The organism is Crenothrix polyspora (assembly GCF_900163755.1).
In the GTDB taxonomy this organism is placed as follows: Bacteria; Pseudomonadota; Gammaproteobacteria; order Methylococcales; family Methylomonadaceae; genus Crenothrix; species Crenothrix polyspora.
In genome coordinates this window covers 54,839-79,984 of the sequence record NZ_FUKI01000126.1, presented here as the reverse complement: position 1 = coordinate 79,984, position 25,146 = coordinate 54,839, and the positions used below count along the sequence as shown (strand labels likewise).

Sequence of the window (25,146 nt, the reverse complement as noted above, 5' to 3'; positions counted from 1 at the left end):
AATTATTCACTGAACCAGTAGGATGTGAGATGAGCAAATTCTATCGTTTTTTCGTTTCCTTAACCTGTACCAGCGTGCTGCTAACAATTGCGCCAATAATACAGGCAGATTATGTCCAACAACAGTCGCAAAATGAAAAGCTCTTAAAACACGAACTGGAAGTGCAAAAACATTTTCGTCAGCAACAATATCAACGCCAGGTAGAAAAAAAAGCCATCAGCGGTATTACTAACATTGCTACTGGTTTTCTTGAAGTGCCTAAAAATATGATTAATCTCACTAACGAAGAAGACAGCAATATTGTTTATGGTGTGATTGGCGGTGGTGTCAAAGGTATTCTGGATACGGTTGGGCGCATGACAGCCGGTACGTTTGATTTATTAACCGCACCGCTGATTACTAAACCGATTGTTTATCCACAACGGGTTTGGGATGATTTCGACAAAGCCAATACTTACGAAAAGATTTTCAGACTCGATACGTCTTATAAGTCTGCCAGAGCGCCTATTGCACAAACAGTTGCGATTGTTAAACCCAGATTGCCCGTAATTGAAAATGCGGATCAATACAGTCACGAAGAAGAAAATAGACGCTTGAACAGTATTTTTGAAAATCAAATGCGTAAGTAAGCATATAAGCTCAGCACGGCTTTTGCACAGCAAATCAGCTTGAGGCATCGTGCTGCCCTATCGCATCCTGACGATAAATGCGTATTATGACGACACAATACTCAGCAGCGCCGAACTCAACAGTGTGCTGTTCAGCGACAATTATTTTTCTAATTGATAGATGGACGACAACAGTGTATTTAAAGCTACTTTGAAATACACCGTCGACCACTATTTTTCATACACAAACCCATGAGTGGTCTGCGGTTCTTGCCTATGAATAGTCATAAAAAACTCACGTCATCACTATATACAGTGCGATATAGTGTCTATCAGCAATCATTAGCCGATTAAGTTAAGTAACGCCAGCGTCATGCAGCTACTGACGATACTGGCAACGCCTAACACCAAAAAAATAATAAATAATCTTCTATTCTTTACAAGCATGTAATGGACTCCTATTTTATATGAACAGCCTACCGTGTAGGCCTATGCTTATAGTATGTAGTTTTTTTTATTATGTAAATTATCTTACTGTTTTTTACAGATATTTTTTACAAAAATAGGCGTTTAAGATTCCTCCTGTTCTTGTAAAACCAACTGCACATGTTATTGACTGTGGCATTGAATCGCTACTTAATCACTGGGGGACTTTGTCACTGCACATGACACACAGCGGCACTGTTTGCCGTTTAAAATACTGTTTTGATGTATAGTGTTGCTCGTTTCCAATCGGTTTATTATCCAATTCTATGCAACCTGCTTTTATCCATTTAAGACTCCACACCGAATTTTCGCTGGTAGACGGCATTGTTAAAATAAAACCACTGATTAAGCGGCTAGCTGAACTAAACATGCCAGCGATCGCAGTAACGGATCACGCCAATTTGTTTGGCCTGGTTAAGTTTTATAAAGCCGCGTTAGGGCTGGGTATAAAACCTATTGCGGGTGCTGACGTATTGATTTTCAACGTCGAAGATCCTGCTAGCCCTTACCGCTTAAGCTTACTGGTCAATAATCACCAAGGCTATATCACCCTCACTGAGTTAATTTCCAAAGCCTATCAAGAAGGCCAGCATCAGGGCGTGCCCATGCTGCGTTATGAATGGATAGAAGATAATCACAGCGGTTTGATTGCACTGTCTGGTGCAATGGATGGCGATATCGGCCGCGCGTTATTGGTGGAAAAAATGGATGCCGCCAAAAGGTTGACTGTTTTCTGGCAGAGATTGTTCAAAGACAGCTTTTATCTGGAGCTGCAACGCGTCGGTAAACCCGATGAAGAGCGTTATATCGCCGCAGCGGTAGCGTTGGCGCTAGAGCTGGACTTGCCGGTAGTGGCCACCAATGATGTGCGTTTCATCCACGCCAAGGATTTTGCCGCCCATGAAATCCGCGTGTGCATCAACCAGAGCCGCGTGCTGGATGATGCGCGTAGACCCAAAGACTACACTAACCAGCAATACTTACGCAGTACAGAGGAAATGTTAGCGCTATTTGCCGATATTCCCGAAGCCTTGGAAAATTCTGTCGAGATTGCCAAGCGTTGTAATTTAACCTTAACACTGGGTAAAAATTTTCTGCCCGATTTCCCCGTACCAGAAGGTATGACGCTCGGTGACGTGATGGGCGAAGCCGCGTTAAAAGGTTTGGAAGAGCGTCTGACGCATTCGCCCGCTGTGGGTAAAGGCACGGATGCGGAAAATCGTCTTGTCTACTATGAGCGCCTGGATTTTGAGCTGAAGATGATTACCCAAATGGGTTTTCCCGGCTATTTTATGATTGTTGCCGATTTTATCCAATGGGCAAAAAATCAGCTGATTCCGGTAGGGCCAGGACGCGGCTCCGGTGCGGGTTCATTGGTGGCGTATGCGCTTAAAATTACCGATTTGGATCCCATTGAATTTGATTTGTTGTTCGAACGGTTTTTAAACCCCGAACGGGTATCCATGCCCGACTTTGACATCGACTTTTGCATGGATCGGCGCGATGAGGTGATTGATTACGTGGCACGGCATTATGGCCGCGACCATGTCGCACAGATCATCACTTATGGCTCGATGGCCGCCAAAGCGGTAATCCGTGATGTCGGGCGAGTATTAGGCCATGCCTATGGTTTTGTGGATCGCTTGGCTAAATTGGTGCCGTTTGAAATCGGCATGACGCTGACCAAAGCGCTGCAAGACAGCCCTGATCTTAAGCTCCTTTACGACAGCGAAGAAGAAGTCAAAGCGCTGCTTGATATGTGCTTGAGCCTGGAAGGCACGGTCAGAAATGCCGGAAAACACGCCGGTGGGGTGGTGATTTCGCCCACCAAGCTGACTGATTTTACCCCGCTGTATTGCGAGCAAGGCGGTGGTAATCTGGTTACGCAATTTGATAAAGACGACGTGGAAGCGGTCGGCTTGGTCAAGTTTGACTTTTTGGGGCTGCGCACACTGACCATTATTGATTGGGCGCTGCAAACCATCAACCTTAAAAAACAGCAAACTAACGCCGCGTTAGTCGATATTACGCTGATTGCACGCGATGATGCGCCAACTTACGAGCTATTAAAATACGGCTTGACCACCGCCGTGTTCCAGTTGGAATCGCGCGGCATGAAAGAGCTGATTAAAAAGCTCAAACCCGATTGTTTTGATGACATTATCGCCTTGGTGGCGTTGTTTCGCCCAGGGCCGTTGGAGTCTGGCATGGTGGATGATTATATTAACGTCAAGCACGGCACGAAGGCGGTGTATGCCCATACCTGGCTAGAACCTATCTTAAAACCGACTAACGGCGTTATTTTGTATCAGGAACAGGTGATGCAGATTGCCCGTGAGCTGGCCAGTTATACCCTGGGTGGGGCGGATATGCTTCGAAGAGCCATGGGGAAAAAGAAAGCCGAGGAAATGGCCAAGGAGCGTGAAAAATTCACCACGGGCGCAATTGCTAATCAGATTGATGAGAAAATCGCCACCTATGTGTTCGATTTGATGGAAAAGTTTGCCGGTTACGGTTTTAATAAAAGCCACAGTGCCGCGTATGCGTTGGTGGCGTATCAAACCGCGTGGCTAAAAACCCATTATCCGGCCGAATTTATGGCGGCGGTGTTGTCATCGGACATGGACAACACCGACAAGGTGGTGGTATTGATTGAAGAATGTCGGCAAATGAAGCTGGTGATTTGTCCGCCTGATATTAACGTATCTAACTACCGTTTTACTGTGGATGCCCAAGGCCATATTGTGTATGGGCTGGGTGCTGTAAAAGGCGTGGGACAGGCCGCTATTGAAGATATGCTGGAAAACCGTGCTGCACACGCTGATTTTACGGGCTTGTACGATTTATGCCAGCGAGTGGATTTGCGTAAATTTAATCGCCGTGTACTGGAAGCCCTGATCCGTGCCGGTGCCTTTGATGTGTTTGACGATAACCGCGCCGCGCATCTGGCAGAATTGCCGATGGCGTTAAAAGTGGCCGAACAACACGGTAAAATGGCGCAAACCGGTCAGGATGATTTGTTTGGTTTAATGTCGGAGTCTGCCAATGAGTCTGAAAACGCCGCTTACGCAAGCACCGTAGAACCGTGGACTGAAAACGAACGCCTGGCAGCGGAAAAGCTGACTTTGGGTTTGTTTTTAACTGGCCATCCCATTGAGCAATATTTGCCGGAATTACAGCAATTTACCCAAAGCAGTATTGCGGCCTTATTGGAAAAAATGGAGCGTTCCAAGGGCAAGATGAATGTGCGGGTAGCAGGTTTGGTGGTGGAAGTGCGTACTCGGCAAACTAAAAACGGTAAAACGATGGGCTTTGCTACCCTGGATGATAAAACGGGTCGATTGGAAGTAGCGGCCTTTGGGCCTGTGTATGACAGCTACCGCGATATTTTTGTCCGTGACAGCTTGTTAGTGGCTGAAGGTGAGTTGGGCGTAGATGATTATTTGGGTACGTTGCGCTTGAATGCCGACAAGCTCTACAATATCGACCAGGCACGGGTGGTGTTTGCACGGCATATTCAGCTAAGCTGGGATGCAGCGGAAAATACCTTGGCACCTGAGGTATTCATGGCCAAATTAAAGGCCGTGTTACAGCCGTTTTCTGGGGGGACATGTCCTATTATACTTACTTACAGTACGGCAACTGAGCAGGCTAATGTGCAGTTTGGCGACCAGTGGCGAATTAATCCGACTGATGTGTTGCTTGGACAGTTGAAAGTATTGTTGGGGGCTAATGCGGTGTTGGTTAAATATAGGTGAGGTGAGCGGCGTTTTAATGTAAGTAATCGCACTGGCTAAAAACACGCTGGGTTAACATTAAACGGTTAACCCAAGGATACGTACTCAGTCAATTTTATTTTGGCGAGTGTGAATTTTAAAAAACCGTTCGTGGTGAGCTTGTCGAACCATGAACCACAAGTCCTTCGACAAGCTCAGGACGAACGGAGTATTTTATAGTACTCGACAAAGTAAAAATGACTAAGTACTAGTACTCAGTCAATATTATTCTGTTGGATGCTATTAAAGACCTACGAGGTTTTTAAAACCTCGTAGGTCTCACACCGGTCAAAAATATACCTGACATATCAAGATTAACTAAGTGCCAGTTAATTTTAACTGATTTTACCGTGACATTGCTTAAACTTAAGCCCCGATCCACACGGACAAGGATCGTTACGACCTACGTTAGCATTATTAAGTATGGGCAATTCATCTTGACCCAATAAATTACCTTGAGCGCTGTCATAATCATCTATGGAAGGCGCTAAGGCATGATCAAAGTGCATGTCCTTAGGCAAGTGCATTTGATCATCAATCGCCTGCACATCTTCATCATCAGCCACATTGACTTTAAATAAGATGCTGATGACCTCGTACTTAATACGATCCAGCAAACTGGTGAACATTTCAAAGGCTTCACGTTTGTATTCCTGCTTAGGATCTTTTTGCGCATACCCTCTAAAATGAATGCCTTGGCGCAAATAATCCATTGCTGACAAATGTTCTTTCCAACTATTGTCTAACACTTGCAGCATGACCGACTTTTCAAAATGCTGCATGACCTCTGTGGAAATTTGCTGCTCTTTGTCTTTGTGGCTGTCTTCTAAAATTTTAATGACACCCGCCCGTAATGCAGTTTCATTTAAGGCTTTATTTTCCTTAAACATCTGTGTCACAGGCACTTCAACGTTAAACTCCTGCAAAATATGGTCTTCCAAGCCCTGAATATTCCACTGCTCTGCCATTGTTTTAGGCGGAATATATTGGGTAATCAAATTATTGACCACATCTTCGCGTATGGAGGTAATAATGTCCGACACTTCTTCAGCTGCCATTAGCTCGTTACGCTGGGCATACACTACTTTACGCTGATCGTTAGCCACGTCGTCGTAAGCTAAAATTTCTTTACGGACATCAAAGTTACGCGCTTCAACTTTGTGCTGGGCATTTTCAATAGATCGGGTTACCCAAGGGTGTTCAATAGCTTCACCATCCCCCATACCCAGTTTTTTCATCAGCCCCGCAACACGGTCTGATGCAAAAATACGCATTAAATCATCTTGCAAAGATAAGTAAAAACGAGTTGAACCAGGATCGCCCTGCCGTCCAGAACGGCCACGTAACTGGTTATCAATACGACGTGACTCATGCCGCTCTGAGCCAATCACATGCAAACCACCACTGGCAACCACTTGATTATGGCGTTCTTGCCAAGCGTCACGTATCTGCTGCATTTGTGCAGTACTGGCTGAACTATCCAAGGCGGCTAATTCTGCATCCAGATTACCCCCCAACACAATATCGGTACCACGACCTGCCATATTGGTAGCAATGGTTACCGCGCTGGGTTGCCCTGCTTGTGAAATAATATACGCTTCCCGCTCATGCTGCTTAGCATTCAGAACCTCGTGCGGAACACCTTGCAGCTTCAGTAAATTAGATATACGTTCCGAATTTTCAATCGACGTAGTACCTACCAACACCGGCTGTTGTTTTTCCACACAGCGTTTAATGTCATTGACCACCGCATTGTACTTTTCATCGGTAGTCAAATACACCATATCACCCATGTCTTTACGGATCATATTGCGATGAGTGGGAATAACAATAACTTCCAAGCCGTAAATTTTATTCAACTCAAACGCTTCGGTATCCGCAGTGCCGGTCATGCCAGACAGTTTGTGATACAGACGGAAATAGTTTTGAAAGGTAATGGATGCCAGCGTTTGGTTTTCGTTTTGAATCGGCACTCTTTCTTTGGCTTCAATGGCTTGGTGCAAGCCCTCGCCCCAGCGACGACCAGTCATAATACGACCGGTAAATTCATCTACAATAACAACCTGGCCATTGGTAATGATGTAATCCACATCTTTTCTATACAATACGTTGGCGCGTAGCGAAGCATTTAAATAGTGCATCAAGCGAATATTAGACGCATCGTACAAGCTGCTACCGTCTAACATTAAACCGTGCTCAACCATCAGCTCTTCTATGCGCTCATGGCCTGCTTCTGACAAATGCACTTGACGGGTTTTTTCATCAACCGTGTAATGCCCTGGCGTACCTTCTTTTTCCTGCTTAATCAATAAAGGTATTATGTTATTAATTCTGATATAAATTTCAGTATTTTCTTCGGTAGACCCGGAGATAATCAACGGGGTTCTGGCCTCGTCAATCAAAATCGAATCGACTTCGTCGATAATAGCAAAACTCAATTCGCGCTGAACTTTTTGTTGAATGGTAAATGCCATGTTATCGCGCAGATAATCAAAGCCAAATTCGTTGTTAGTGCCGTAAGTAATGTCGGCAGCGTAAGCAACGCGGCGCTCTTCATTATCCATTTGGCTGATAATAACACCGGTAGTCAAACCCAGATAACCGTATAATTTACCCATCCATGCCGAATCACGCTTGGCTAGATAATCGTTGACAGTAATAACGTGTACGCCATTGGCAGGTAAGGCGTTTAAATACGCCGCCAAGGTGGCCATTAAGGTTTTACCTTCACCGGTTCTCATTTCGGCAATTTTGCCGTCATGAAGAATCATACCGCCGATAAGCTGCACATCGAAATGCCGCATACCAAACACGCGTACCGAGGCTTCTCGCACGGTTGCAAAGGCCTCTACTATTAAATTGTCGAGTTTTTCTCCTTGTGCCAAACGGTCACGAAACTGCTGAGTTTTAGCTTTTAAAGCATCCTCAGACAGGTTTTCGTACTCAGAAGATAAAGCATTAATGCTTTTTACCAGCTTTCTTTTCTTCTTGACCAGCCTGTCGTTACGGCTTCCTATCACTAATTTGACTAGCTTACCCAACATGTTTTTTTCCGGTATGAATTCAGTAAAAGATTTAACAAAATAACTTGATTATATACCGTTTTAGCTATGAGATACAGATAAAACGCCACCACAAATTTGTGACAATCTGGAAAGCTAGCCCGATCTCCAGGCACTGAACTTATTGAATCCTATTTTTATTAGGCACAACAAACTATTTATTATGATTGTAGCTATCTTACCTATAATGATAATTTTCGCTAATAGTTAAACTTAAGAGGCTACCAATTTAAGACGGGGCATCCGTTCGTCCTGAGCTTGTCGAAGGACTTGTGGTTCATGGTTCGACAAGCTCACCACGAACGGCTTTTTTAAAGCTGTCCCGTTTTAGATTGGTAGCCACTTAAGGTATACCCATGAAAACCTTAGGAACGCGCACGAAATAACTTGAGCAAGTTCATGCTTCGACAGGCTCAGCACGAACAGTGGTGGCGTTTAAGTTGTTCAAGTTATTTCATGCACGTCCCTTAGCTTCCCGTGAAGTACAAAACAACTTTGGGCAAGTTACTAATACGGTGCTCCGTGGAGAAGGGGTGGTTGTTACCCAATACAACAAACCCACGCTTATGATCCTGCTTTACGAAGTTGGACTGGAGGCCATGAGGCTGTACCGGGCGGAGCAAATGATACACTTCATGAAAAGCATAACAACAAATGACGAAGCCGAAAGCCTCACCCTAGAAGACATTAACCGCCTTGTTCATGAGCTACGGCCATTTTGTTTTTATTTTCACAGTAATCTTACGAAAGCACCCCAGTAAAATTTAAAAAAATCTTTCTCCAAAGTCCTTTAACTTAATGATGTCCATGTTTCGATAGGGGTGGAGTTCCAAAAGGTGGATGTCACTAGAAATTAAAATGTCCGCTTGGGCGGATACTGCCAATTCTAAAAATTTATTGTCTTTTACATCACGGCAATCATCAATTTTTACGGTCGAATCAATTACAATAACGACCGATTGATAAAAAATACCCCATGCCATACGCTGGTTAGCTGAGCGCCACGCATCAAACTTTGGGCGAGCCAAAACTGCCATTAACTCGGTAATGGTTTCACTTGAAGCAAAAAGATCATGATTGAAAATGGCTCGTTTGAAAATTTGGGCTGGGGCTCGCTCAGGATACAAACAAATTGGGATAAGCGAGCTGGTGTCAAAAACAATTTTTTTACGGGCGTAATTCATGGATAAGCTTGGTCAGTTCATCGTCAGTCAATTCTGGAGCGTTAAGGTTGCTAGGTGGCAGTGCGTCCATAAATTGAGCCATGCGCCGTGCATTGTATTGGCGTAAAGCATCAGAACCGATAGCGTATGGTAATATAAGCATGGTCGGTTTCCCGTACTGTGTTACTGTCACGGGTTCACCCTCTTTTATCAGGGCTACCATATTTCCAAAATTATTTTGTGCTTCCACAGAAGATATTGTTTTCATAATCTTATCCTAAAAAATTAGCTGATAATACCCATAAATTAGCTAGTTTATAGAAAAGCAATCTTTTTTACAGATTTTTCAAAAATATATGACTACCCATGTCATAAATTATCTACGAGGCACGAACGGTTGAGACTGCTCACGGGGTTCGGATATTGAAGCCAACGACTCGGCTACAAAACTGACAGGAAGATCAGGGTTGTCTAAGGCGGCGCGACCTACCTTCGCCCAAAACTCGATTTGTCCAGCGATAGAACGGTGCTCCAAAGCCGCATCTTGCTTAGCCTGATCGTACAGCTCTTGATTAATTCGAATTGAAGGCTTCCGGCCATTTGAAACCTCTTGCGATAGTGCTACATTCGTAGTCATTGTAACCGCTAGGATTAAAAAAACATCACGACAATTATCACCCCCAAGTTTTTGCATGATACCGTGTAGCAAAACATTTTTTAAGGAACTACCAACTACTTTACATATTTTCACTATACTTTCATTATAGCCATTTACTGCGTTATAAACGCCCTGCCCTTCAGCCATTTTGTATTTTATTGTTTGTAGCTCATAAAAAAATAATGCACCAGAAACAAACCATAATCACTGCCAACAAAACCTTGGAAGATTCCAGCCGTGAATTCTGGGAGTATAAAGATTTACTGTATTTTTTGGCGTGGCGGGATTTTAAGGTACGCTACAAACAAACTGTTATTGGCGTGGCGTGGGCTGTGTTAAAACCGTTGCTGACTATGGTGGTGTTTACCGTTGTTTTCGGAATATTGGCCAAGCTGCCGGTTGAAGGCCAAAGCCCTTATGCTGTTATGGTGTTTACCGCCATGTTGCCGTGGTATTTTTTTTCCTCATCGCTGCAAGACAGCAGTTTGTCTATCGTCAATAACGCCAATATGATCAGCAAAATTTATTTTCCGCGCATTATCATTCCGATTGCGCCGTTTTTTGTTAATTTAATGGATTTTGCTATTTCATTTGTGATTTTGTTAGTGCTAATGGCGTTCTATCACACCCCTTTGAGCATCAAAATAGTCTATTTGCCGTTATTTTTACTGTTATCGATAGTTGCAGCTTTAGGTGTCAGCTTATGGATTGCGGCTCTTAATGCCCAATACCGCGATTTCCGCTATATCGTGCCGTTTATTCTGCAATTTGGTTTGTACATTTCACCGATTGGTTTTAGCAGCAGCATTATTCCTGAGCAATGGCGGTTACTGTACAGTCTTAATCCTATGGTGGGAGTGATTGATGGTTTTCGTTGGTGTTTGCTTGGCTCGGATATTCAGTTATATCTACCTGGCTTGGTTGTGTCCATTGTGCTGTCGGCCATGCTGCTTATCAGCGGCATTGCCTTTTTTAGCCGACGCGAAAGACAATTCGCGGATGTGTTATGACAGCGATTAAAGTAGAAAATCTCGGTAAACGCTATATTATCGACCACCAAAAACAACAAGGCCATTACCGTTACGAAACGTTGGGCGGGGCGTTGTCAAATTGCGGCAAACAAGCTTATAACTTCTTGCGCCATCCGTTTTCCAGTTTGGACAATACCGTTGAACACGAAGAGTTTTGGGCATTAAAAGAGGTTAATTTTGAGATTAACCAAGGCGACAGGGTGGGTATTATTGGCCGTAATGGTGCGGGTAAGTCTACTTTATTAAAGATTTTAAGCCGCATTACTGCGCCAACTACCGGCAAGATTACCATTAATGGCCGTGTATCCAGTTTGCTGGAAGTCGGTACGGGTTTTCATCCTGAACTGACGGGGCGGGAAAACATTTTTCTTAACGGTGCCATTTTAGGTATGAAGCGCCAAGAGATAAGAAGCAAGTTTGATGAAATTGTAGCGTTTGCGGAAGTGGAAAAGTTTCTGGATACGCCAGTTAAACATTATTCATCAGGTATGTATGTGCGTTTGGCGTTTGCTGTGGCCGCGCATTTGGAACCTGAGATATTGATTGTGGATGAGGTTTTGGCGGTTGGGGATAACCAATTTCAAGAAAAATGTCTAAATAAAATGAAAGATATATCAGGTAATGGAATAACCTTATTATTTGTAAGTCATGGGATGCAAGCTGTAAAAGCTATATGCTCAAGAGCAATTATCTTAGATAAAGGTGAGATTTTTGTTGATGGAAGCATTTCTGAAGCAATTGGATTATATTTGCATTCTAATAATAAACGACAATTATATAAATTTGTTTATTCTAACTGTAATCTATCAATTCAATTTTTGACAGTAGAGTTAATTAATTCTATTTATCATGAAGATGATCTTAAACTAAAATTTAGTTATAAGGTTGAAGATAATAGTATTGAAAATACTTTGTTATGTGTAGAGATAAAAAACGAATCCGATGTCTCAGTTTTTTATGCGAATGACGAATTTTGGAAAGATGGAAACAAACGTAATGTAGGAACACATGTTGTAACTCTTAATGTACCTTATTCAATATTAGCCCCTGGAGAATATTGGATTGCATTTGGCTTTTGGGAACCAGGAAGAGAGCCTGTTCATTTTCCTTCAGATAGGATATGGTTTAGAAAAGAAGAAACAATTATAACGCGGTTATCCACACACAATATTTTCTGGCCAAGTATTACTTATCTTCCTTACCCTGTTTGGGAACGTTGTAACTAATTATTATGCTATTAAAATGAAAACACTTACCGAACAACAAAAAAATATTTATAACAATGGTGAACGATTGATTTTAGGTGTAACCCATAATTTGGAGGAAGAAATTCGGCATCAAAGTAGTTATCAATTTTTTAAAAAAGTTATTGAGAAAGATATAGCTACTAATCAAATAAAAAATAAAGAAATAACTATTCTTGATTTTGGATGTGGAACAGGACATGGTAGTCGCTATCTTGCCAATATTCCAAACTCAAAAGTAACTGGTGTTGATATTAGCATTGAATCTATTTCATATGCTAGAGATAATTATTTTGTGACTAATCTTGATTATATAGTGACAGATATACAAAAACTTATTGATAAAATGCCTGATTATGATTATATCGTGTCAAGACATGCAGTTGAGCATATACAAAATGGCTTAACACTTTGTTTAAGTCTAAAATGGAAACAACGCTTAATAATAAACGTACCATATAATGAAATGCCAGGAAATGAATTTCATTTATTGACAAACATAACAAAAATAAGTTTTCCAAAATATAATAATTTAGAATTTTTTTACGAAGATTTAAAAGGTGTTACATTTCTAGATGAAGAAAATAAAAATATTAATTCAATAATTGGAATATATAGTAATAAATATTTATTGCCTGTGAGAAATCTATTGGATTTTCCTATTAATGCAGTATTACCAAATGCAATGCAAATACTTCATGGTCGTGTATGGGAGTTGGAAAGTAAATTATTTCATTTGGAATCTAAACTTAATGATATTAATAGTTTAATGGCTATTAAAATAATGAAGAAAATTAAAAAAATTTTAAAAAAATTAATATTTTATAATTTGTTTGTTATCAAGGGGAATTAATGTTTGGTTTTACGCAAACACAACTTAAAGAAATTTCAGAGTACTCATGTCAAAAGATTCTTATGGCAACAGAAGGTGTTGAATATTTCACTGAACCATATAAACACTTAGTTATTGATAATTTCTTTCCCAAAGAAATTGCATTAATGTGTTTAAAACATTTTCCCCAAGTCAATCAGATGGACTGGGAAGAAGCTTGTGATGAAGATATTGAAATAAAATTTCGTACAAAATGGCAATCTGAATTTGATATTCCTGAAGGACTAATTGCGGCTATTCGAATTATGAATAGCTCTATTTTTTTGCGCTCTGTATCTTCAACCATTGGTATAGAAAAGATTATTCCCGATCCATATTTCTTAGGTGGAGGTTTAAATGTGACTAAACGTGGTGGGCTACTAGATGTGCATGTGGATGGAAACTATCATGATGCAACAGGTTTAAATCGTCGATTGAATGCGATTTATTACCTAAATCCTGGGTGGCAAGAAAACTGGGGAGGAGAATTTGGTATTTATAATTCAACGGGCACTGTTTGCTTGAAAAAAGTAGCTCCTCTATTTAATCGTCTCGTAATATTTGACTCTCATGATAAAAGTTTTCACGGTCTTCCAGACCCCGTCAACTTTCCAATAAATGAGCCAAGACGCTCTATTATTCTATACTATTATACAAAAGAAAATCGACCAAATGAGCAAATTACAGTTTCAGAGCCTCATAGCGCTTTGTGGAAAAAGAGGAATTTTCTTGATAAACGTGGAAATAAAACGCGTGAATTTTCATAGCTCTTTCTTCTAAAAATTGAGTAAAAAAATGAATTTTTCACCTAAAGTCTCGGTCATCATACCAGTTTATAATGGTTCTAACTATTTAAATCAGGCTATAGATAGCGCTCTTGCACAAACATATAAAAATATCGAAATTATCGTGGTAAATGATGGCTCGAATGATGATGGAGCAACTGAAAAAATCGCTTTTTCTTATGGTGATAAAATCCGTTATTTCTCTAAAGAAAATGGAAAAGTAGCATCTGCTCTTAATTTTGCAATTTCAAGAATGTCTGGTGAGTATTTTTCATGGTTAAGTCATGATGACCGATATTTTCCAGAAAAAATAGAACACCAATTGAATGTACTATCTCTTTTAGAGGATAAAACAACAATCCTATATGGTGGTTATCAAGTAATTGATTCTAATTCTAAACCCTTATACTTAATTCGTCCTGATTCCATTTTATCATCGGAAAAGCTCAATATTTCATTACTTCCTTTATTAAGAGGATTAATTCACGGTTGCTCTTTATTAATTCATCGAAAATATTTTTTCGAAATCAGTATGTTTAACGAAGCCCTGCCATCAACTCAGGATTATGCTCTATGGTTTGAGTTTTTCAGAATAGCGCCATTACATTTCGACTCTAAAATTCTTATTCAATCCCGTGTTCATCCTGAACAAGATACACATAAAATTAAAGAACATATAGAAGAATGTAATGCACTATGGTCAAGTTTTTTAAAACGCCTAACTGACGAAGAAATGATTTTAATGGAGGGTTCTGTTTATCGCTTTTTATTGAAAAGCTCTCAGTTTCTTTCATCGGCATTGTACGATAAGGCTGAAAAATTAGCTATATCAATGATTGAAAAACATTTAAGTAATATAAAGGTATCTGTAATAATTCCATTTTATAATCGTATTGGCTGGACAATTGAAGCAATACATAGCGTACAAGCACAAACACATCAGGAATTTGAGATAATATTAGTTGATGATGGTTCAACAGATAACCTAGAGTCGCTATTTGAAATAATTAGGCTTGATAATAGAATAAAATATATTAAGCAAATTAATTCAGGCTCTGCAAAAGCGCGAAATAGTGGGATTGCTCTTGCGACTGGTTATTATATTGCCTTCCTCGATTCAGACGATTTGTTTGATCAAGAAAAACTTGATATTCAAATTAGATATATGGAAGAAAACGAATTATTTATTTCACACACTTCATATTTTCGTATTGATTCCTATGGAAAAGTTATAGGTTTTATAAATTCAGGCTCTCTGAATAAAAATGCTTTTCCTAATATTATGATTAATTGTCCTATTGCAGCGCCATCAGTTATGGTGCGTAGAGAAGTTTTTGACAATTATTTTTTTCAAGAAAAAATTGACATAGGAGAAGATGTTTGCCTTTGGATTTCTCTTGTTAGTCGATATAAATTTGGAGGCATTAGTAAGGGGTTATCATTTGTTCGCGTGACTGAAGAATCAGCTGCAATTAATTTTCGTAAGCAAGTTATTGGGCATTTAAATATAGCCATTTATATAATGAGAGATTCATACCTTTGTCAATATGAAAGTTATGTAAAAATTTTATTACTTAATACATTAAAATTGATTTTAAATAGAAATAATTTTTTAAATTTTTTAATTATTTTGGCAATAAATATTAATTGTTCGTTATTTAAATTGTTTTCTTCAATATGTCGTAGTAGCTTTATTACAACAATGCAAAGGCTTTTTCTTCGCTATAGATAATTTATAAAATCCCAATACAGAGCGGAATGATAGTTGCTTAAATTAATAATTAATCATAAGTATCCCCTCGACTCTGCCTGGGAGACAGCAAAAGTTTGATATTAACAGGAGTCCATCAAGACACTCGTAATCGTGAACCGCCAAGTACGTGATAGAGGAGAGTCTGATGGACGACAAAGAAAGCTTAAGCCATTCAAAAATAAAATGTAAATATCATCATGTTCATATGCTGATATCGATACCACCGAAATATTCAGTATCGCAGATGATTGGTTATATTAAAGGCAAGAGTGCTATTCATCTTGCACGGGTGTATGGAGAGAAACAGCGAACAATGTTGGACAACATTTTTGGGCGCCTGGTTATTTTGTTTCAACGGTTTAGCGGGATGAAACCATTATTCGGCAGTACATACGTCACCAAGAATAAGAAGATCATAGGATTGAACAATTGAGCCTATGGCACTGACTTGCTACCTATTGGTAGCTATTAAATTGGAGCCGCGTTAGCGACCCCCCCCTTACCGCATGTCCTTATACACAAGTCCGAAAATTCTAGTAAAATCAACGAGGGTACAAAAACATAGCGCTATTAATTTTTTTAGGTTTTTTCGACTTATGTATAAAGACATGCCCTTACCGCTTCGAGCGGTTCACAACATGAAGCCATCGGCTTTGCTGTTGAATATTTACTATTAATAATCAAGGCGTTATAAAAACTATAATTCTGTAATTTTATGGCAAAAAATATTACTGTCACTTTGGCTTATGCTGGATAACTATAAAACAACAAATTAAATCATGAAAAGCAAAAATAATTCCGTTCTGTATTGATAAAATCCCTATGAAAAATAATATTAATCCAGAAAAAATTCTTGTATTAGGTGCCAGTGGAATGCTGGGAAATACGATGGTTCGTGTTTTAAATGAACAAAAAAAGTTCATCGTTTTTAGCACAGTAAGATCAGAAAATATTAAGAAATATTTTCCTATTGAATTTTCACAACGAATTATTTCCGGCGTTGATATCGAAAATAATGATTCTTTAGTAAATATATTTCGTATCGTTCGACCTGATATTGTGATTAATTGTATAGGAGTAGTCAAACAATTAGCAAACTCTTATGACCAATTATTAACAATTTCTATTAATTCACTATTACCACACCGTCTATTAAGACTCTGCGAAATATCTAGGGCGCGTCTTATTCACATCAGTACTGATTGTGTATTTTCTGGAAATATTGGGAATTATATTGAGCAAGACTTAAGTGATGCTAACGATTTATATGGTCGATCTAAATATTTAGGTGAAATAAATGATCAGGCTCATGTTGTTACATTGAGAACATCTATCATTGGTCATGAATTAAATACCCAGCGAGGATTAGTTGAGTGGTTTTTATCTCAACAAATTAAAGTAAAAGGTTTCAAAAAAGTCATTTTTTCAGGTTTACCTGCTGTTGTACTTGCAGAAATAATACGAGATATTGTTATACCTAATAAATCATTAAAAGGCCTTTATCATGTGGCAGCCAAACCCATTAGTAAACTTGATCTACTACAATTGATAGCGGATATTTACTCTAAAAAAATTCAAATTATTCCTGATGACTCTTTAGTTATTGACAGGTCATTAAATGCAGAACGTTTTCTAAAAGCAACAGGCTATGTTTCTCCTGAATGGCCAGAGTTAATAAAAATAATGCATGACTATTATCAATTACAGGAAAATAATGTTCAAAGATAAAATTTTAATGATAACTGGTGGTACTGGTTCATTTGGTAATACAGTTGTTAACCGTTTTTTAGCAACTGATGTCAAAGAAATTCGTATTTTTAGTCGTGACGAAAAAAAACAAGAAGAAATGCGGTTGTCATTAAATAATAACAAACTGAAGTTTTATATTGGCGATGTTCGAAACTATGACAGTATTCATCAGGCTTTAAAAGGAGTAGATTTTGTATTTCATGCCGCTGCGCTAAAACAGGTTCCATCTTGTGAATTTTATCCAATGGAGGCTGTCCGTACCAATGTTTTGGGTACAGAGAATATGATGACCGCTGCAATAGCCCAGAATGTTAAGCATGTAATCGTGCTCAGTACTGATAAAGCTGTTTATCCAATCAACGCAATGGGACTATCCAAAGCTATGATGGAAAAACTAATGATCGCTAAAGCGAGAAACCAAAACACAGGGGAAACCATATTTTGTGCAACACGTTATGGCAACGTTATGGCTTCGCGCGGATCAGTAATTCCATTATTTATAACGCAATTATTACAAGAAAAACCAATAACAGTAACCGATCCAAGTATGACCCGATTTCTCATGTCGCTAGAAAATTCTGTTGATCTGGTGTTATATGCCTTTCAACACGGTAAACAAGGGGATATTTTCGTACAGAAATCACCTTCATCTACTATTGGTGATTTGGCTATAGCTTTAAAGGAACTACTGAATAAATCTAATCCCATTAATGTAATTGGAACCCGACATGGTGAAAAACTATATGAATCATTGGTATCCAGGGAAGAAATGGCACGCGCAGAAAGCTTACTCAATTACTATCGTATTCCTGCAGATAATCGGGATTTAAACTACGATAAGTATTTTTCCGAAGGCCAAACTGAAATTGCTACACTTGAAGATTATACTTCCCACAATACTCACCGTTTAAATATTGAAGAGATAAAAAAAATATTACTTAAATTAGATATGGTGCAAGAGGAAATTGCAAATGCTTAAGGTAATGACGATTGTTGGTACACGTCCGGAAATCATTCGTTTAAGTTTAATTATTCCTTTACTTGATCGTTATTGTGAGCACAAAGTCGTTTTTACTGGACAAAACTATGATAAATGTTTGAGTAATATTTTTTTTGAAGAATTACAAATAAGACAACCAGATTATAGTTTAGATTCTAAGGCGGATACAGCCATTCAGCAAATAGGTAATATTTTATCCAGCTGTGAAAAAATTATTTTACAAGAAAATCCAGATAGGCTTTTATTATTAGGAGATACCAATAGTGCATTAACAGCAATTATTGCTAAGCGTTTTGGCATACCTGTATTTCATATGGAAGCAGGAAACCGCTGTTACGATGATCGTGTACCAGAAGAAATCAATCGTAGAATTATTGATCACACTAGTGATATTCTTTTGCCTTATACCCTACAAAGTAAAATTAATTTATTAAGAGAAGGTATTAATAGCAAAAATATTTATGTAATTGGGAATCCAATTCATGAAGTATTAAATTTTTATCAAAAATCTATTTTAGACAGCAATATTTTACATATTTTAAATATTAAACAGGGTGAGTATTTCTTGGTTAGCTTGCATCGAGCAGAAAATGTAGACATTAATGAAAGGCTTGTTAAATTTATAACTGCTTTACACCGATTGAGTAAAGATTATTCTATTCCTGTCATTTGTAGTACACACCCCAGAACCAAATACCAAATTGAAAAACAAGGTATTGTTTACAATTCTAATCATGAGCAAAGCGATGTGCGTATGTTAGAGCCGTTGGGGTTATTTGATTTCGTTCATTTAGAACAACATGCCAAATGTGTTTTGACGGATTCAGGTACGGTACAGGAAGAATGTTGCTTATTTAACGTACCTAATGTAACGTTGCGCGATGTTACTGAACGACCAGAAACGTTGGAATCAGGGAGTAATATTATTAGTGGTGCAGAAATAGATAATATTTTAAATAGTGTCAAAATTGCATTAGACTTAAATACAGAATGGAAAATTCCAGAAGAATACAAAAAAAACAATGTTAGTCAAACGGTAGTAAAAATTGTATTAGGGACATATTAATGTCTAATCCTATACCACTTGTTTCTATTATTATCCCTGTTTATAACGGAGCTAATTATCTTAATGAAGCAATTGATAGTGCATTAGCTCAAACTTATCCTAATGTTGAAATTATTGTTATAAATGATGGCTCTAGTGATAATGGGGAAACCGAAAAAATAGCACTAAGTTATGGCAACAAAATTCGCTATTTTTATAAGGAAAATGGCAAAGTAGCAAGCGCCCTAAACCTGGGCATCCGCAAAATGGAGGGAGAGTATTTTTCCTGGTTAAGTCATGATGATATTTATTGTCCGGAAAAAATAAATAATCAAATAATTTACCTTCATAAGCTACAAAAAAATGTCATTTTATACAGTGATTATGATTTTGTTGATGAGAATGGCCATTATCTATTTACACAGCGTAATCCAAATATTGAGCCAAAAGAATTTAAATATGCATTAATGACTAGTCATCCTATACATGGTTGTACTGTCTTAATTCCTAGCTTTATTTTTGAAGAGGTTGGCTTTTTTGATGAACAGCTTAGAACTGTACAAGATTATGATATGTGGTACAGAATTTCTAAAAAATACGAATTTCATCATATGACTGATTTGCTTATAAAATCGCGCCTGCATAATGAACAGGATACTAATAAAATAATATCAATTCATATTTCTGAATGTGATGAATTTTATAGAAAATGTCTAGCTGATATTAATGCTAATGACATATTTAATAGAACAATTGATAAATTTAATTTTTTTATACAAAGTGCTTTTCATGCCATAAAGCATAAGAGGTTTTTATCGGCGCAAAAAGCATTAGAATTTACTAGATTTTATAATCAACGATATTTAACAATAAACTACTGGCTAATTTTGGCTTATTTTTTCTATAAAAAACACAGACACCAAATTAACTAAAACTATTTATTTAGGTTGCCTAAATCTTATTATCTTATGTCAAATATAGCTATTATAAGTAAATCTGACTCAACAGGTGGTGGAGCAAGCAGAATTGCAGCTAGCCTAGCTCGATTATTAAATGATTTACCGGAATATGAGGCGCATCATTGGGTTGGTCGTCCAGGAATCAATGCTGATTGGTTTACTTATAAACTGCATGGTGGACAATGGTTATCATTGATTCAAGGCGTATGTGCAATTGGATCAAGAACAATTGGCCTACCAGATTTTTTGACGCCAGAACTTTTTATCCATTTACAGCGCAAATCAGTAAACTACGATCTTTATCATTTTCATGATATTTCTTTTACGTTTTCGCCTATCGCACTTAAGTGGTTAGCCATGCGAAAGCCTATTATATGGACAATGCATGATTGCTCTCCCTTTACTGGTGGATGTATCGCTCCACTGGATTGTCAGGCTGTTTATTCTGGCTGCAATAAATGTCCACAACTTAATAAATTGCCATTAGGAACTAAAATTGATTTTACGGGGGCAATGCAGAACTTTAAAATAAAATTACTTGGTGATTATCCCATTGTTATAATTGTTCCCTCCCAATGGTTGGCTAAAGAAGCAATAAAGGTTGTTAATTTTAAAGTTAAACCAATTGTGATTCCTAATTTTGTTGATACAGCTATTTTTAAACCATTGGACAAAAATATTGTAAGAGAGATACTTGGCTTACCAAAAGACAGATTTATTGTTTTGTTAACAGCAACAAATTTATCAGATAAACATAAAGGAAATTATTATGCTGTTGAAGCCTTAAAACAGCTTAAGTCTAAACCTTTAATTATTGCTATTGGTAAACTGGATGAACACCAAAATATATTTTTTAAAGGTTTAGAAGTTGTTACTACAGGATATATTTATAACGATCAACTACTCGCTCAATATTATGCTTGCGCAAATATATTTTTGTATCCGACTCTTGCCGATACATTCGGATGTGTTGCTATTGAAGCAATGGCATGTGGTACGCCCGCTATTGCATTTTCAACTGGTGGCGTACCTGAAATTATTGATCACGATCAAAACGGTTGGCTCGTTAAACCTAAAGATACACAAGGACTTGCTGCTGGTTTAGAAATTGCAATAAATGAACCATTACGCCTTAAAAGTTGGGGGAAAAATGCGAGACTAAAAGCTGAAAAACATTTTAATCGTGATTTATTTATTAATAGACATTTAGCTTTATATGATAAAGTTTTATCAAAATTATAATGAAATTTTCCTGAATTAATACTATGCCATCAATTCTTGCCGAACAAATTAATGCTACTGTTATTGCAGTTATGGTAAATTGGAATGGTAAATATTATTTACAAGCTAGTTTATCTACTTTACTTTCAGAATTGGCTTTGCATGATGGAAAATTATTATTGGTCGATAATAATTCATCAGATGGTAGTTGTGAATATGTTAAACACCATTTCCCAGAAGTTTCCATTTTACAAACTGGAGAAAATTTAGGTGGTGCAGGTGGCTTTTCCGCAGGGATGAAAATAGCGTTACAATGCTCACAGTGCCAGTTTATTTGGCTATTAGATAATGATATTATTATCGAAAAAAACGCATTAAAACCACTATTAGATTGTCTTAATGCAAACCCAAAATCTGGTGCGGCTGGATCGCAAATTTGTTTATATAATCAACCAGAAATCGTACAGGAAATTGGAGCTCATTTTTCACCTTGGATAGGTAGTTTAAAGCTATGCTTTTCTGGCCAATTTCGAGTTCCAATAAATACACAACCTTGGACTGTCGATTATCTTGCTGCATGCTCCGTATTGCTTAAGAAAAGTTGTGTTGAAAATGTTGGTATTTTTGGTGATTTTTTTATATTTTACGATGATGTCGAATGGGGTTTGCGCGCACAAAGCAAAGGTTGGTTATTGTGGGGCGTACCTTCATCAGTCATTCGCCATAATTTTAGTGCAACAAAACCTACTGTGGCTTGGCGTGAATACTATAGAAAACGAAATCGCCTCACTGTATTGGCTTTGTATCCACCTAAAAAAGGCGGTTCAATCGCTATTTTTCTAAATCTTTTGAACTTGAATTACTTAATATTCTCTCATAAATGGCAAGGTTATTTCGATTTATATTATGCCTATCTATGGGCACGCCAAGATACACTGGAAGGAAAACTGGGCAAACGAGATTTAACCGCTCTAAACCAAACAGAAACTAATCAATCTACTATTGAATTTTCAGATACTGTTAATGAAATACTCATTGATATTAGTGAAGGGGCTGGTGATTGTATGAGTTTAATGCAGCATATTCGTAATACCAAACCTTCATCAGTATTTTTTTTGGCATCACATTTAAAAGATTATTTCAAATTTATTGATATGGAAGGTATGCTGCCTGCCAAAGAACAAAGCTATTCTATGCTAATCATAGGCAAACAGTACAGTCTCCGCTCTTTAAAACAATCATCGCAGATTTACCAATGGAAACAAGGGCGGCTCATTAAGCAATCCTGTTGGGATATCATACAAGATCAAATATTAAAAATTACCGCACTTGTATTTTCTATTTTAATAACACCAATTCATGTAACATACTTATTGAAATCATTTAAAAATCAAAAAATTAAAAGATAGCTATTTGGATAACAGAAATATTACAGTGTTTTTATACTCAATTAGTTACTTAGAAATTTAGATACAAAATTATCAATACGTTGATTCATATTAATTTTTTATAGAACTTCTATTTTCAACATTAACCGTCTCAAATTAAAAACACTGTAGCACGAATATCTTTTAACAGCCGACAAAGCACCAAAGCTTCGTTAGGAAACGGCTCAAAGCAAATACCTGTCACCGACGACGGCTTCTACAATAGATTTTCAATGTCACATGACCCATGCAGGACACGAACAATATCAATGCCGTCCGCAATGGGAAAATAGAAAATCAGGTAATTACCTACAGGGTGGCTACGCAAATTGGACTTAAGCTCGTCGCGACTGATACCCATATGTGGATAATTGGCAAGTGATTCGCAGCTTTTCTGAATGCGATCAAGAAAAATATCCGCGTTGTTTGGGCTATCCTGGGCAATATACCACCAAATTTCGTCAAGGTCGTTTTCGGCTTCTGGCCTTTTTAACAAGCACGACATTAAAATTTCAGCCTGCCATTTGTTGAGCAGCAAGCCGCGCACGACCCCGATTTTTAATCTCTTCCATGTCCAAAGCCGTTCCCGCGCCACTGTCTATGCCTTTCTGAATTTCAGCCCTTAATGTTTCAAGGCGCAATTCACGCAGTTGGTCACGTTCTTCCAGTAAGCGCAAGGCTTCGCGCATCACTTCGCTGGCCGAGTTATAAAGGCCGCTCTCAACCTTGTTTTTTACCCATGTTTCAAAATGGGGATTGAGGGAAATATTCATAGTTTTAATGCCTCAGTTTTAATACCAATAACAAGAACTGTTATTGTAAATCTATTTTATTAAATATCCGCCACTAACTTAAGTAACCGCTTCTGCACCGCATCGCTATCCGTTCCCCAAGAGGCCAACCACGCATCCACCGCATCATCGGGAACTGTTTTCCCGTCAGCTTCAAATTGTGCCAACCGTTGCAAAGTGTCCCGGCGGATATGTTCCGCAGCTTCCTCACGGTCGAGATATTGACGGATGGCTTCTTTCATCAGCCAATGCGGTGAGCGTTGGCGTACTTCGCCCAAAACTTTCAGACGATCATAAATAACATCATCTAATTTGACAGCTCGACTGGTCATAATTAGCCTCGTGGGTATTAAAAAGTAATACCTTATCATAAAGCTTTCAGGTGGTAAATTCAAGGATATTGGCAATGCCAATATGCCTCAAATATCACCACCAATTTGGTTGGCCGTCCTTGCACCGTATGGGTTAACTCTCCCAAATTACTTAATTGGGCTTCGTAACCAACAAGCCTAAAATTTCTGCATCGCACGAATATCTTTTAACAGCCGATAAAGCACCAAAGCTTCGTTAGGAAACGCCTCAAACCAAAAATGCCTGTAAAAAACATAATGACAGAAAAAATAACTTTCTTGTGCTATCGTTTTTTGATAGCATATTACTCATGAGAGCTAAACACGCTAAAACCTTGCAGGCTATTTTTACTAAACCAACTTCTTCATCGCTTGAATGGGTGCGCATTGAGGCGCTATTTATTGCACTGGGTTGTTGTGTTATTGAAGGACGCGATTCTCGTGTCCGCTTCGAGTTTAATGGCAAAATTACTGCGTTCCACCGTCCGCATCCTGCCAAAGAAGCCAAGCCGTATCAGGTTGAGCAAGCTCGCGAATTTTTAATTGCAATCGGAGCTAATCATGAACACACTGACTTATAAAGGTTACACAGCCCGTATTGACTTTGATGATCGAGACAATATTTTAATTGGTAAATTACTTGGTATTGGAGACCTAATTAGCTTCCATGCCGATAATGTTTCTGAATTACATATAGCGTTTAAAGAGGCTGTAGACGATTATCTTGAGGCATGTAAAAAAATTGGTAAATCGCCTGAGAAACCAGTTAATGGAAAAATATTGTTACGGGTTCCTCCTGAAGTTCATGCTGCGGCTCTAGTTAAAGCACAAGCAGTCGGAAAAAGCCTTAATCAATGGGCTATTGATGCTTTACGTCGAGAAGTTAGTGCCTAAATTACATTGCGTTACAAAATAAGGTAATACCGCAGCATAACGCTTTCAGGTGGTAAATCAAAAATATTGGTAATGTCAATATGCCTTAAATATCACCACCAATTTGGTTGGCCGTCCTTGCACCGTATGAGTTAACTCTCCCAAACTACTTACAGCGTTTTCACAGTTCAATAGTTACAGCGTAACCGTTCGCACTGAGCTTGTCGAAGTGTGCCGTTCGTGCTTCGACAAGCTCAGCACGAACGGTGGCTGTAACTGTCCTAAGTTGAAAAC

General features: G+C 38.4%; 22 protein-coding genes and 1 pseudogene. 16 read left to right on the top strand and 7 right to left on the bottom strand.

Translation table 11 applies throughout. The features are described from left to right. Nucleotides 1-29: 29 nt before the first annotated feature. Nucleotides 30-629, top strand: a complete 600-nt coding sequence (locus CRENPOLYSF2_RS11715) for an exosortase system-associated protein, TIGR04073 family (protein ID WP_087144125.1) — start codon at nucleotides 30-32, stop codon at nucleotides 627-629. 731 nt (nucleotides 630-1,360) lie between these two features. After that, on the top strand, nucleotides 1,361-4,852 hold the full coding sequence (dnaE, locus tag CRENPOLYSF2_RS11710) for a DNA polymerase III subunit alpha (RefSeq protein ID WP_087144124.1): 3,492 nt from the start codon (nucleotides 1,361-1,363) through the stop codon (nucleotides 4,850-4,852). Nucleotides 4,853-5,205: 353 nt separating this feature from the next. On the opposite strand, the gene secA is transcribed toward dnaE, so the two are convergent. The 4 genes from secA to CRENPOLYSF2_RS11685 all read right to left on the bottom strand — a co-directional run bounded on the left by secA (nucleotide 5,206) and on the right by CRENPOLYSF2_RS11685 (nucleotide 9,732). Then, nucleotides 5,206-7,914, bottom strand: a complete 2,709-nt coding sequence (gene secA / locus CRENPOLYSF2_RS11705) for a preprotein translocase subunit SecA (protein WP_087144123.1) — start codon at nucleotides 7,912-7,914, stop codon at nucleotides 5,206-5,208. Nucleotides 7,915-8,696: 782 nt separating this feature from the next. Continuing rightward, entirely contained in the window at nucleotides 8,697-9,116 is a 420-nt protein-coding gene (locus tag CRENPOLYSF2_RS11695; protein WP_087144121.1) for a putative toxin-antitoxin system toxin component, PIN family, read from the bottom strand. Next, nucleotides 9,100-9,363: a type II toxin-antitoxin system Phd/YefM family antitoxin gene (locus CRENPOLYSF2_RS19375; protein WP_087144120.1), complete on the bottom strand. Its 264-nt coding sequence runs from the start codon at nucleotides 9,361-9,363 to the stop codon at nucleotides 9,100-9,102. Before CRENPOLYSF2_RS19375 ends, CRENPOLYSF2_RS11695 begins: the two co-directional genes overlap by 17 nt. A gap of 108 nt (nucleotides 9,364-9,471) precedes the next feature. Beyond that, complete coding sequence (locus CRENPOLYSF2_RS11685) at nucleotides 9,472-9,732, bottom strand: ParD-like family protein (protein WP_087144197.1); 261 nt, start codon at nucleotides 9,730-9,732, stop codon at nucleotides 9,472-9,474. 203 nt (nucleotides 9,733-9,935) lie between these two features. Between CRENPOLYSF2_RS11685 and CRENPOLYSF2_RS11680 the strand changes: the two genes are divergently transcribed. From CRENPOLYSF2_RS11680 to CRENPOLYSF2_RS11625, 12 genes and pseudogenes are all read left to right on the top strand, one after another. After that, nucleotides 9,936-10,763, top strand: a complete 828-nt coding sequence (locus CRENPOLYSF2_RS11680) for an ABC transporter permease (RefSeq protein WP_087144119.1) — start codon at nucleotides 9,936-9,938, stop codon at nucleotides 10,761-10,763. Further along, nucleotides 10,760-12,010, top strand: coding sequence for an ABC transporter ATP-binding protein (locus CRENPOLYSF2_RS11675; RefSeq protein WP_087144118.1), 1,251 nt, complete (start codon nucleotides 10,760-10,762; stop codon nucleotides 12,008-12,010). The genes CRENPOLYSF2_RS11680 and CRENPOLYSF2_RS11675 overlap by 4 nt, the downstream gene beginning before the upstream one ends. A 16-nt stretch (nucleotides 12,011-12,026) precedes the next feature. Further along, a complete protein-coding gene (locus CRENPOLYSF2_RS11670; protein WP_176371110.1) occupies nucleotides 12,027-12,881 on the top strand; it encodes a class I SAM-dependent methyltransferase in 855 nt (284 codons plus the stop codon). Beyond that, the gene (locus tag CRENPOLYSF2_RS11665) at nucleotides 12,881-13,666 is read left to right on the top strand and encodes a 2OG-Fe(II) oxygenase (protein WP_087144117.1); all 786 of its coding nucleotides are present in this window, start codon (nucleotides 12,881-12,883) and stop codon (nucleotides 13,664-13,666) included. The genes CRENPOLYSF2_RS11670 and CRENPOLYSF2_RS11665 overlap by 1 nt, the downstream gene beginning before the upstream one ends. Nucleotides 13,667-13,694: 28 nt before the next feature. Further along, a complete protein-coding gene (locus CRENPOLYSF2_RS11660) occupies nucleotides 13,695-15,416 on the top strand; it encodes a glycosyltransferase family 2 protein (protein ID WP_087144116.1) in 1,722 nt (573 codons plus the stop codon). A gap of 166 nt (nucleotides 15,417-15,582) precedes the next feature. Beyond that, a pseudogene (gene tnpA, locus CRENPOLYSF2_RS11655) lies at nucleotides 15,583-15,845 on the top strand (IS200/IS605 family transposase). A 414-nt stretch (nucleotides 15,846-16,259) separates the two neighbouring features. After that, on the top strand, nucleotides 16,260-17,165 hold the full coding sequence (locus CRENPOLYSF2_RS11650) for a dTDP-4-dehydrorhamnose reductase family protein (RefSeq protein WP_087144115.1): 906 nt from the start codon (nucleotides 16,260-16,262) through the stop codon (nucleotides 17,163-17,165). After that, on the top strand, nucleotides 17,152-18,165 hold the full coding sequence (locus CRENPOLYSF2_RS11645; protein WP_087144114.1) for a polysaccharide biosynthesis protein: 1,014 nt from the start codon (nucleotides 17,152-17,154) through the stop codon (nucleotides 18,163-18,165). Before CRENPOLYSF2_RS11650 ends, CRENPOLYSF2_RS11645 begins: the two co-directional genes overlap by 14 nt. Continuing rightward, nucleotides 18,158-19,252, top strand: a complete 1,095-nt coding sequence (gene wecB / locus CRENPOLYSF2_RS11640) for a non-hydrolyzing UDP-N-acetylglucosamine 2-epimerase (protein WP_087144113.1) — start codon at nucleotides 18,158-18,160, stop codon at nucleotides 19,250-19,252. The genes CRENPOLYSF2_RS11645 and wecB overlap by 8 nt, the downstream gene beginning before the upstream one ends. Beyond that, on the top strand, nucleotides 19,252-20,163 hold the full coding sequence (locus tag CRENPOLYSF2_RS11635) for a glycosyltransferase (RefSeq protein WP_087144112.1): 912 nt from the start codon (nucleotides 19,252-19,254) through the stop codon (nucleotides 20,161-20,163). Before wecB ends, CRENPOLYSF2_RS11635 begins: the two co-directional genes overlap by 1 nt. A 36-nt stretch (nucleotides 20,164-20,199) precedes the next feature. Next, nucleotides 20,200-21,432: a glycosyltransferase gene (locus CRENPOLYSF2_RS11630; RefSeq protein WP_087144111.1), complete on the top strand. Its 1,233-nt coding sequence runs from the start codon at nucleotides 20,200-20,202 to the stop codon at nucleotides 21,430-21,432. Nucleotides 21,433-21,455: 23 nt separating this feature from the next. Next, the gene (locus CRENPOLYSF2_RS11625; RefSeq protein WP_087144110.1) at nucleotides 21,456-22,820 is read left to right on the top strand and encodes a glycosyltransferase family 2 protein; all 1,365 of its coding nucleotides are present in this window, start codon (nucleotides 21,456-21,458) and stop codon (nucleotides 22,818-22,820) included. A gap of 235 nt (nucleotides 22,821-23,055) precedes the next feature. Here the strand turns inward: CRENPOLYSF2_RS11625 and CRENPOLYSF2_RS11620 are convergent, their stop codons facing one another. Genes CRENPOLYSF2_RS11620 through CRENPOLYSF2_RS11610 form a run of 3 tightly spaced genes read right to left on the bottom strand, consistent with a single transcriptional unit; the run spans nucleotide 23,056 to nucleotide 23,961 of the window. After that, entirely contained in the window at nucleotides 23,056-23,343 is a 288-nt protein-coding gene (locus CRENPOLYSF2_RS11620) for a type II toxin-antitoxin system RelE/ParE family toxin (RefSeq protein ID WP_087144109.1), read from the bottom strand. Between the two features lie 7 nt (nucleotides 23,344-23,350). Beyond that, complete coding sequence (locus CRENPOLYSF2_RS11615) at nucleotides 23,351-23,611, bottom strand: type II toxin-antitoxin system ParD family antitoxin (RefSeq protein WP_087144108.1); 261 nt, start codon at nucleotides 23,609-23,611, stop codon at nucleotides 23,351-23,353. Between the two features lie 59 nt (nucleotides 23,612-23,670). Next, nucleotides 23,671-23,961, bottom strand: a complete 291-nt coding sequence (locus CRENPOLYSF2_RS11610) for a CopG family ribbon-helix-helix protein (protein ID WP_245807985.1) — start codon at nucleotides 23,959-23,961, stop codon at nucleotides 23,671-23,673. 329 nt (nucleotides 23,962-24,290) lie between these two features. On the opposite strand from CRENPOLYSF2_RS11610, the gene CRENPOLYSF2_RS11605 reads away from it, so the two are divergent. Next, nucleotides 24,291-24,560 carry a type II toxin-antitoxin system HicA family toxin gene (locus CRENPOLYSF2_RS11605; protein ID WP_087144107.1) on the top strand — a complete coding sequence of 90 codons (270 nt, stop codon included), beginning with the start codon at nucleotides 24,291-24,293 and terminating at the stop codon, nucleotides 24,558-24,560. Next, complete coding sequence (locus CRENPOLYSF2_RS11600) at nucleotides 24,541-24,873, top strand: type II toxin-antitoxin system HicB family antitoxin (RefSeq protein ID WP_087144106.1); 333 nt, start codon at nucleotides 24,541-24,543, stop codon at nucleotides 24,871-24,873. The genes CRENPOLYSF2_RS11605 and CRENPOLYSF2_RS11600 overlap by 20 nt, the downstream gene beginning before the upstream one ends. Nucleotides 24,874-25,146: the final 273 nt, after the last annotated feature.

Coding starts and splice junctions, on each gene's coding strand:
- CRENPOLYSF2_RS11715 (WP_087144125.1), top strand. CDS start 30: ATGAGCAAATTCTATCGTTTTTTCGTTTCCTTAACCTGTACCAGCGTG.
- dnaE (WP_087144124.1), top strand. CDS start 1,361: ATGCAACCTGCTTTTATCCATTTAAGACTCCACACCGAATTTTCGCTG.
- secA (WP_087144123.1), bottom strand. CDS start 7,914: ATGTTGGGTAAGCTAGTCAAATTAGTGATAGGAAGCCGTAACGACAGG.
- CRENPOLYSF2_RS11695 (WP_087144121.1), bottom strand. CDS start 9,116: ATGAATTACGCCCGTAAAAAAATTGTTTTTGACACCAGCTCGCTTATC.
- CRENPOLYSF2_RS19375 (WP_087144120.1), bottom strand. CDS start 9,363: ATGAAAACAATATCTTCTGTGGAAGCACAAAATAATTTTGGAAATATG.
- CRENPOLYSF2_RS11685 (WP_087144197.1), bottom strand. CDS start 9,732: ATGACTACGAATGTAGCACTATCGCAAGAGGTTTCAAATGGCCGGAAG.
- CRENPOLYSF2_RS11680 (WP_087144119.1), top strand. CDS start 9,936: ATGCACCAGAAACAAACCATAATCACTGCCAACAAAACCTTGGAAGAT.
- CRENPOLYSF2_RS11675 (WP_087144118.1), top strand. CDS start 10,760: ATGACAGCGATTAAAGTAGAAAATCTCGGTAAACGCTATATTATCGAC.
- CRENPOLYSF2_RS11670 (WP_176371110.1), top strand. CDS start 12,027: ATGAAAACACTTACCGAACAACAAAAAAATATTTATAACAATGGTGAA.
- CRENPOLYSF2_RS11665 (WP_087144117.1), top strand. CDS start 12,881: ATGTTTGGTTTTACGCAAACACAACTTAAAGAAATTTCAGAGTACTCA.
- CRENPOLYSF2_RS11660 (WP_087144116.1), top strand. CDS start 13,695: ATGAATTTTTCACCTAAAGTCTCGGTCATCATACCAGTTTATAATGGT.
- CRENPOLYSF2_RS11650 (WP_087144115.1), top strand. CDS start 16,260: ATGAAAAATAATATTAATCCAGAAAAAATTCTTGTATTAGGTGCCAGT.
- CRENPOLYSF2_RS11645 (WP_087144114.1), top strand. CDS start 17,152: ATGTTCAAAGATAAAATTTTAATGATAACTGGTGGTACTGGTTCATTT.
- wecB (WP_087144113.1), top strand. CDS start 18,158: ATGCTTAAGGTAATGACGATTGTTGGTACACGTCCGGAAATCATTCGT.
- CRENPOLYSF2_RS11635 (WP_087144112.1), top strand. CDS start 19,252: ATGTCTAATCCTATACCACTTGTTTCTATTATTATCCCTGTTTATAAC.
- CRENPOLYSF2_RS11630 (WP_087144111.1), top strand. CDS start 20,200: ATGTCAAATATAGCTATTATAAGTAAATCTGACTCAACAGGTGGTGGA.
- CRENPOLYSF2_RS11625 (WP_087144110.1), top strand. CDS start 21,456: ATGCCATCAATTCTTGCCGAACAAATTAATGCTACTGTTATTGCAGTT.
- CRENPOLYSF2_RS11620 (WP_087144109.1), bottom strand. CDS start 23,343: ATGTCGTGCTTGTTAAAAAGGCCAGAAGCCGAAAACGACCTTGACGAA.
- CRENPOLYSF2_RS11615 (WP_087144108.1), bottom strand. CDS start 23,611: ATGAATATTTCCCTCAATCCCCATTTTGAAACATGGGTAAAAAACAAG.
- CRENPOLYSF2_RS11610 (WP_245807985.1), bottom strand. CDS start 23,961: ATGACCAGTCGAGCTGTCAAATTAGATGATGTTATTTATGATCGTCTG.
- CRENPOLYSF2_RS11605 (WP_087144107.1), top strand. CDS start 24,291: ATGAGAGCTAAACACGCTAAAACCTTGCAGGCTATTTTTACTAAACCA.
- CRENPOLYSF2_RS11600 (WP_087144106.1), top strand. CDS start 24,541: ATGAACACACTGACTTATAAAGGTTACACAGCCCGTATTGACTTTGAT.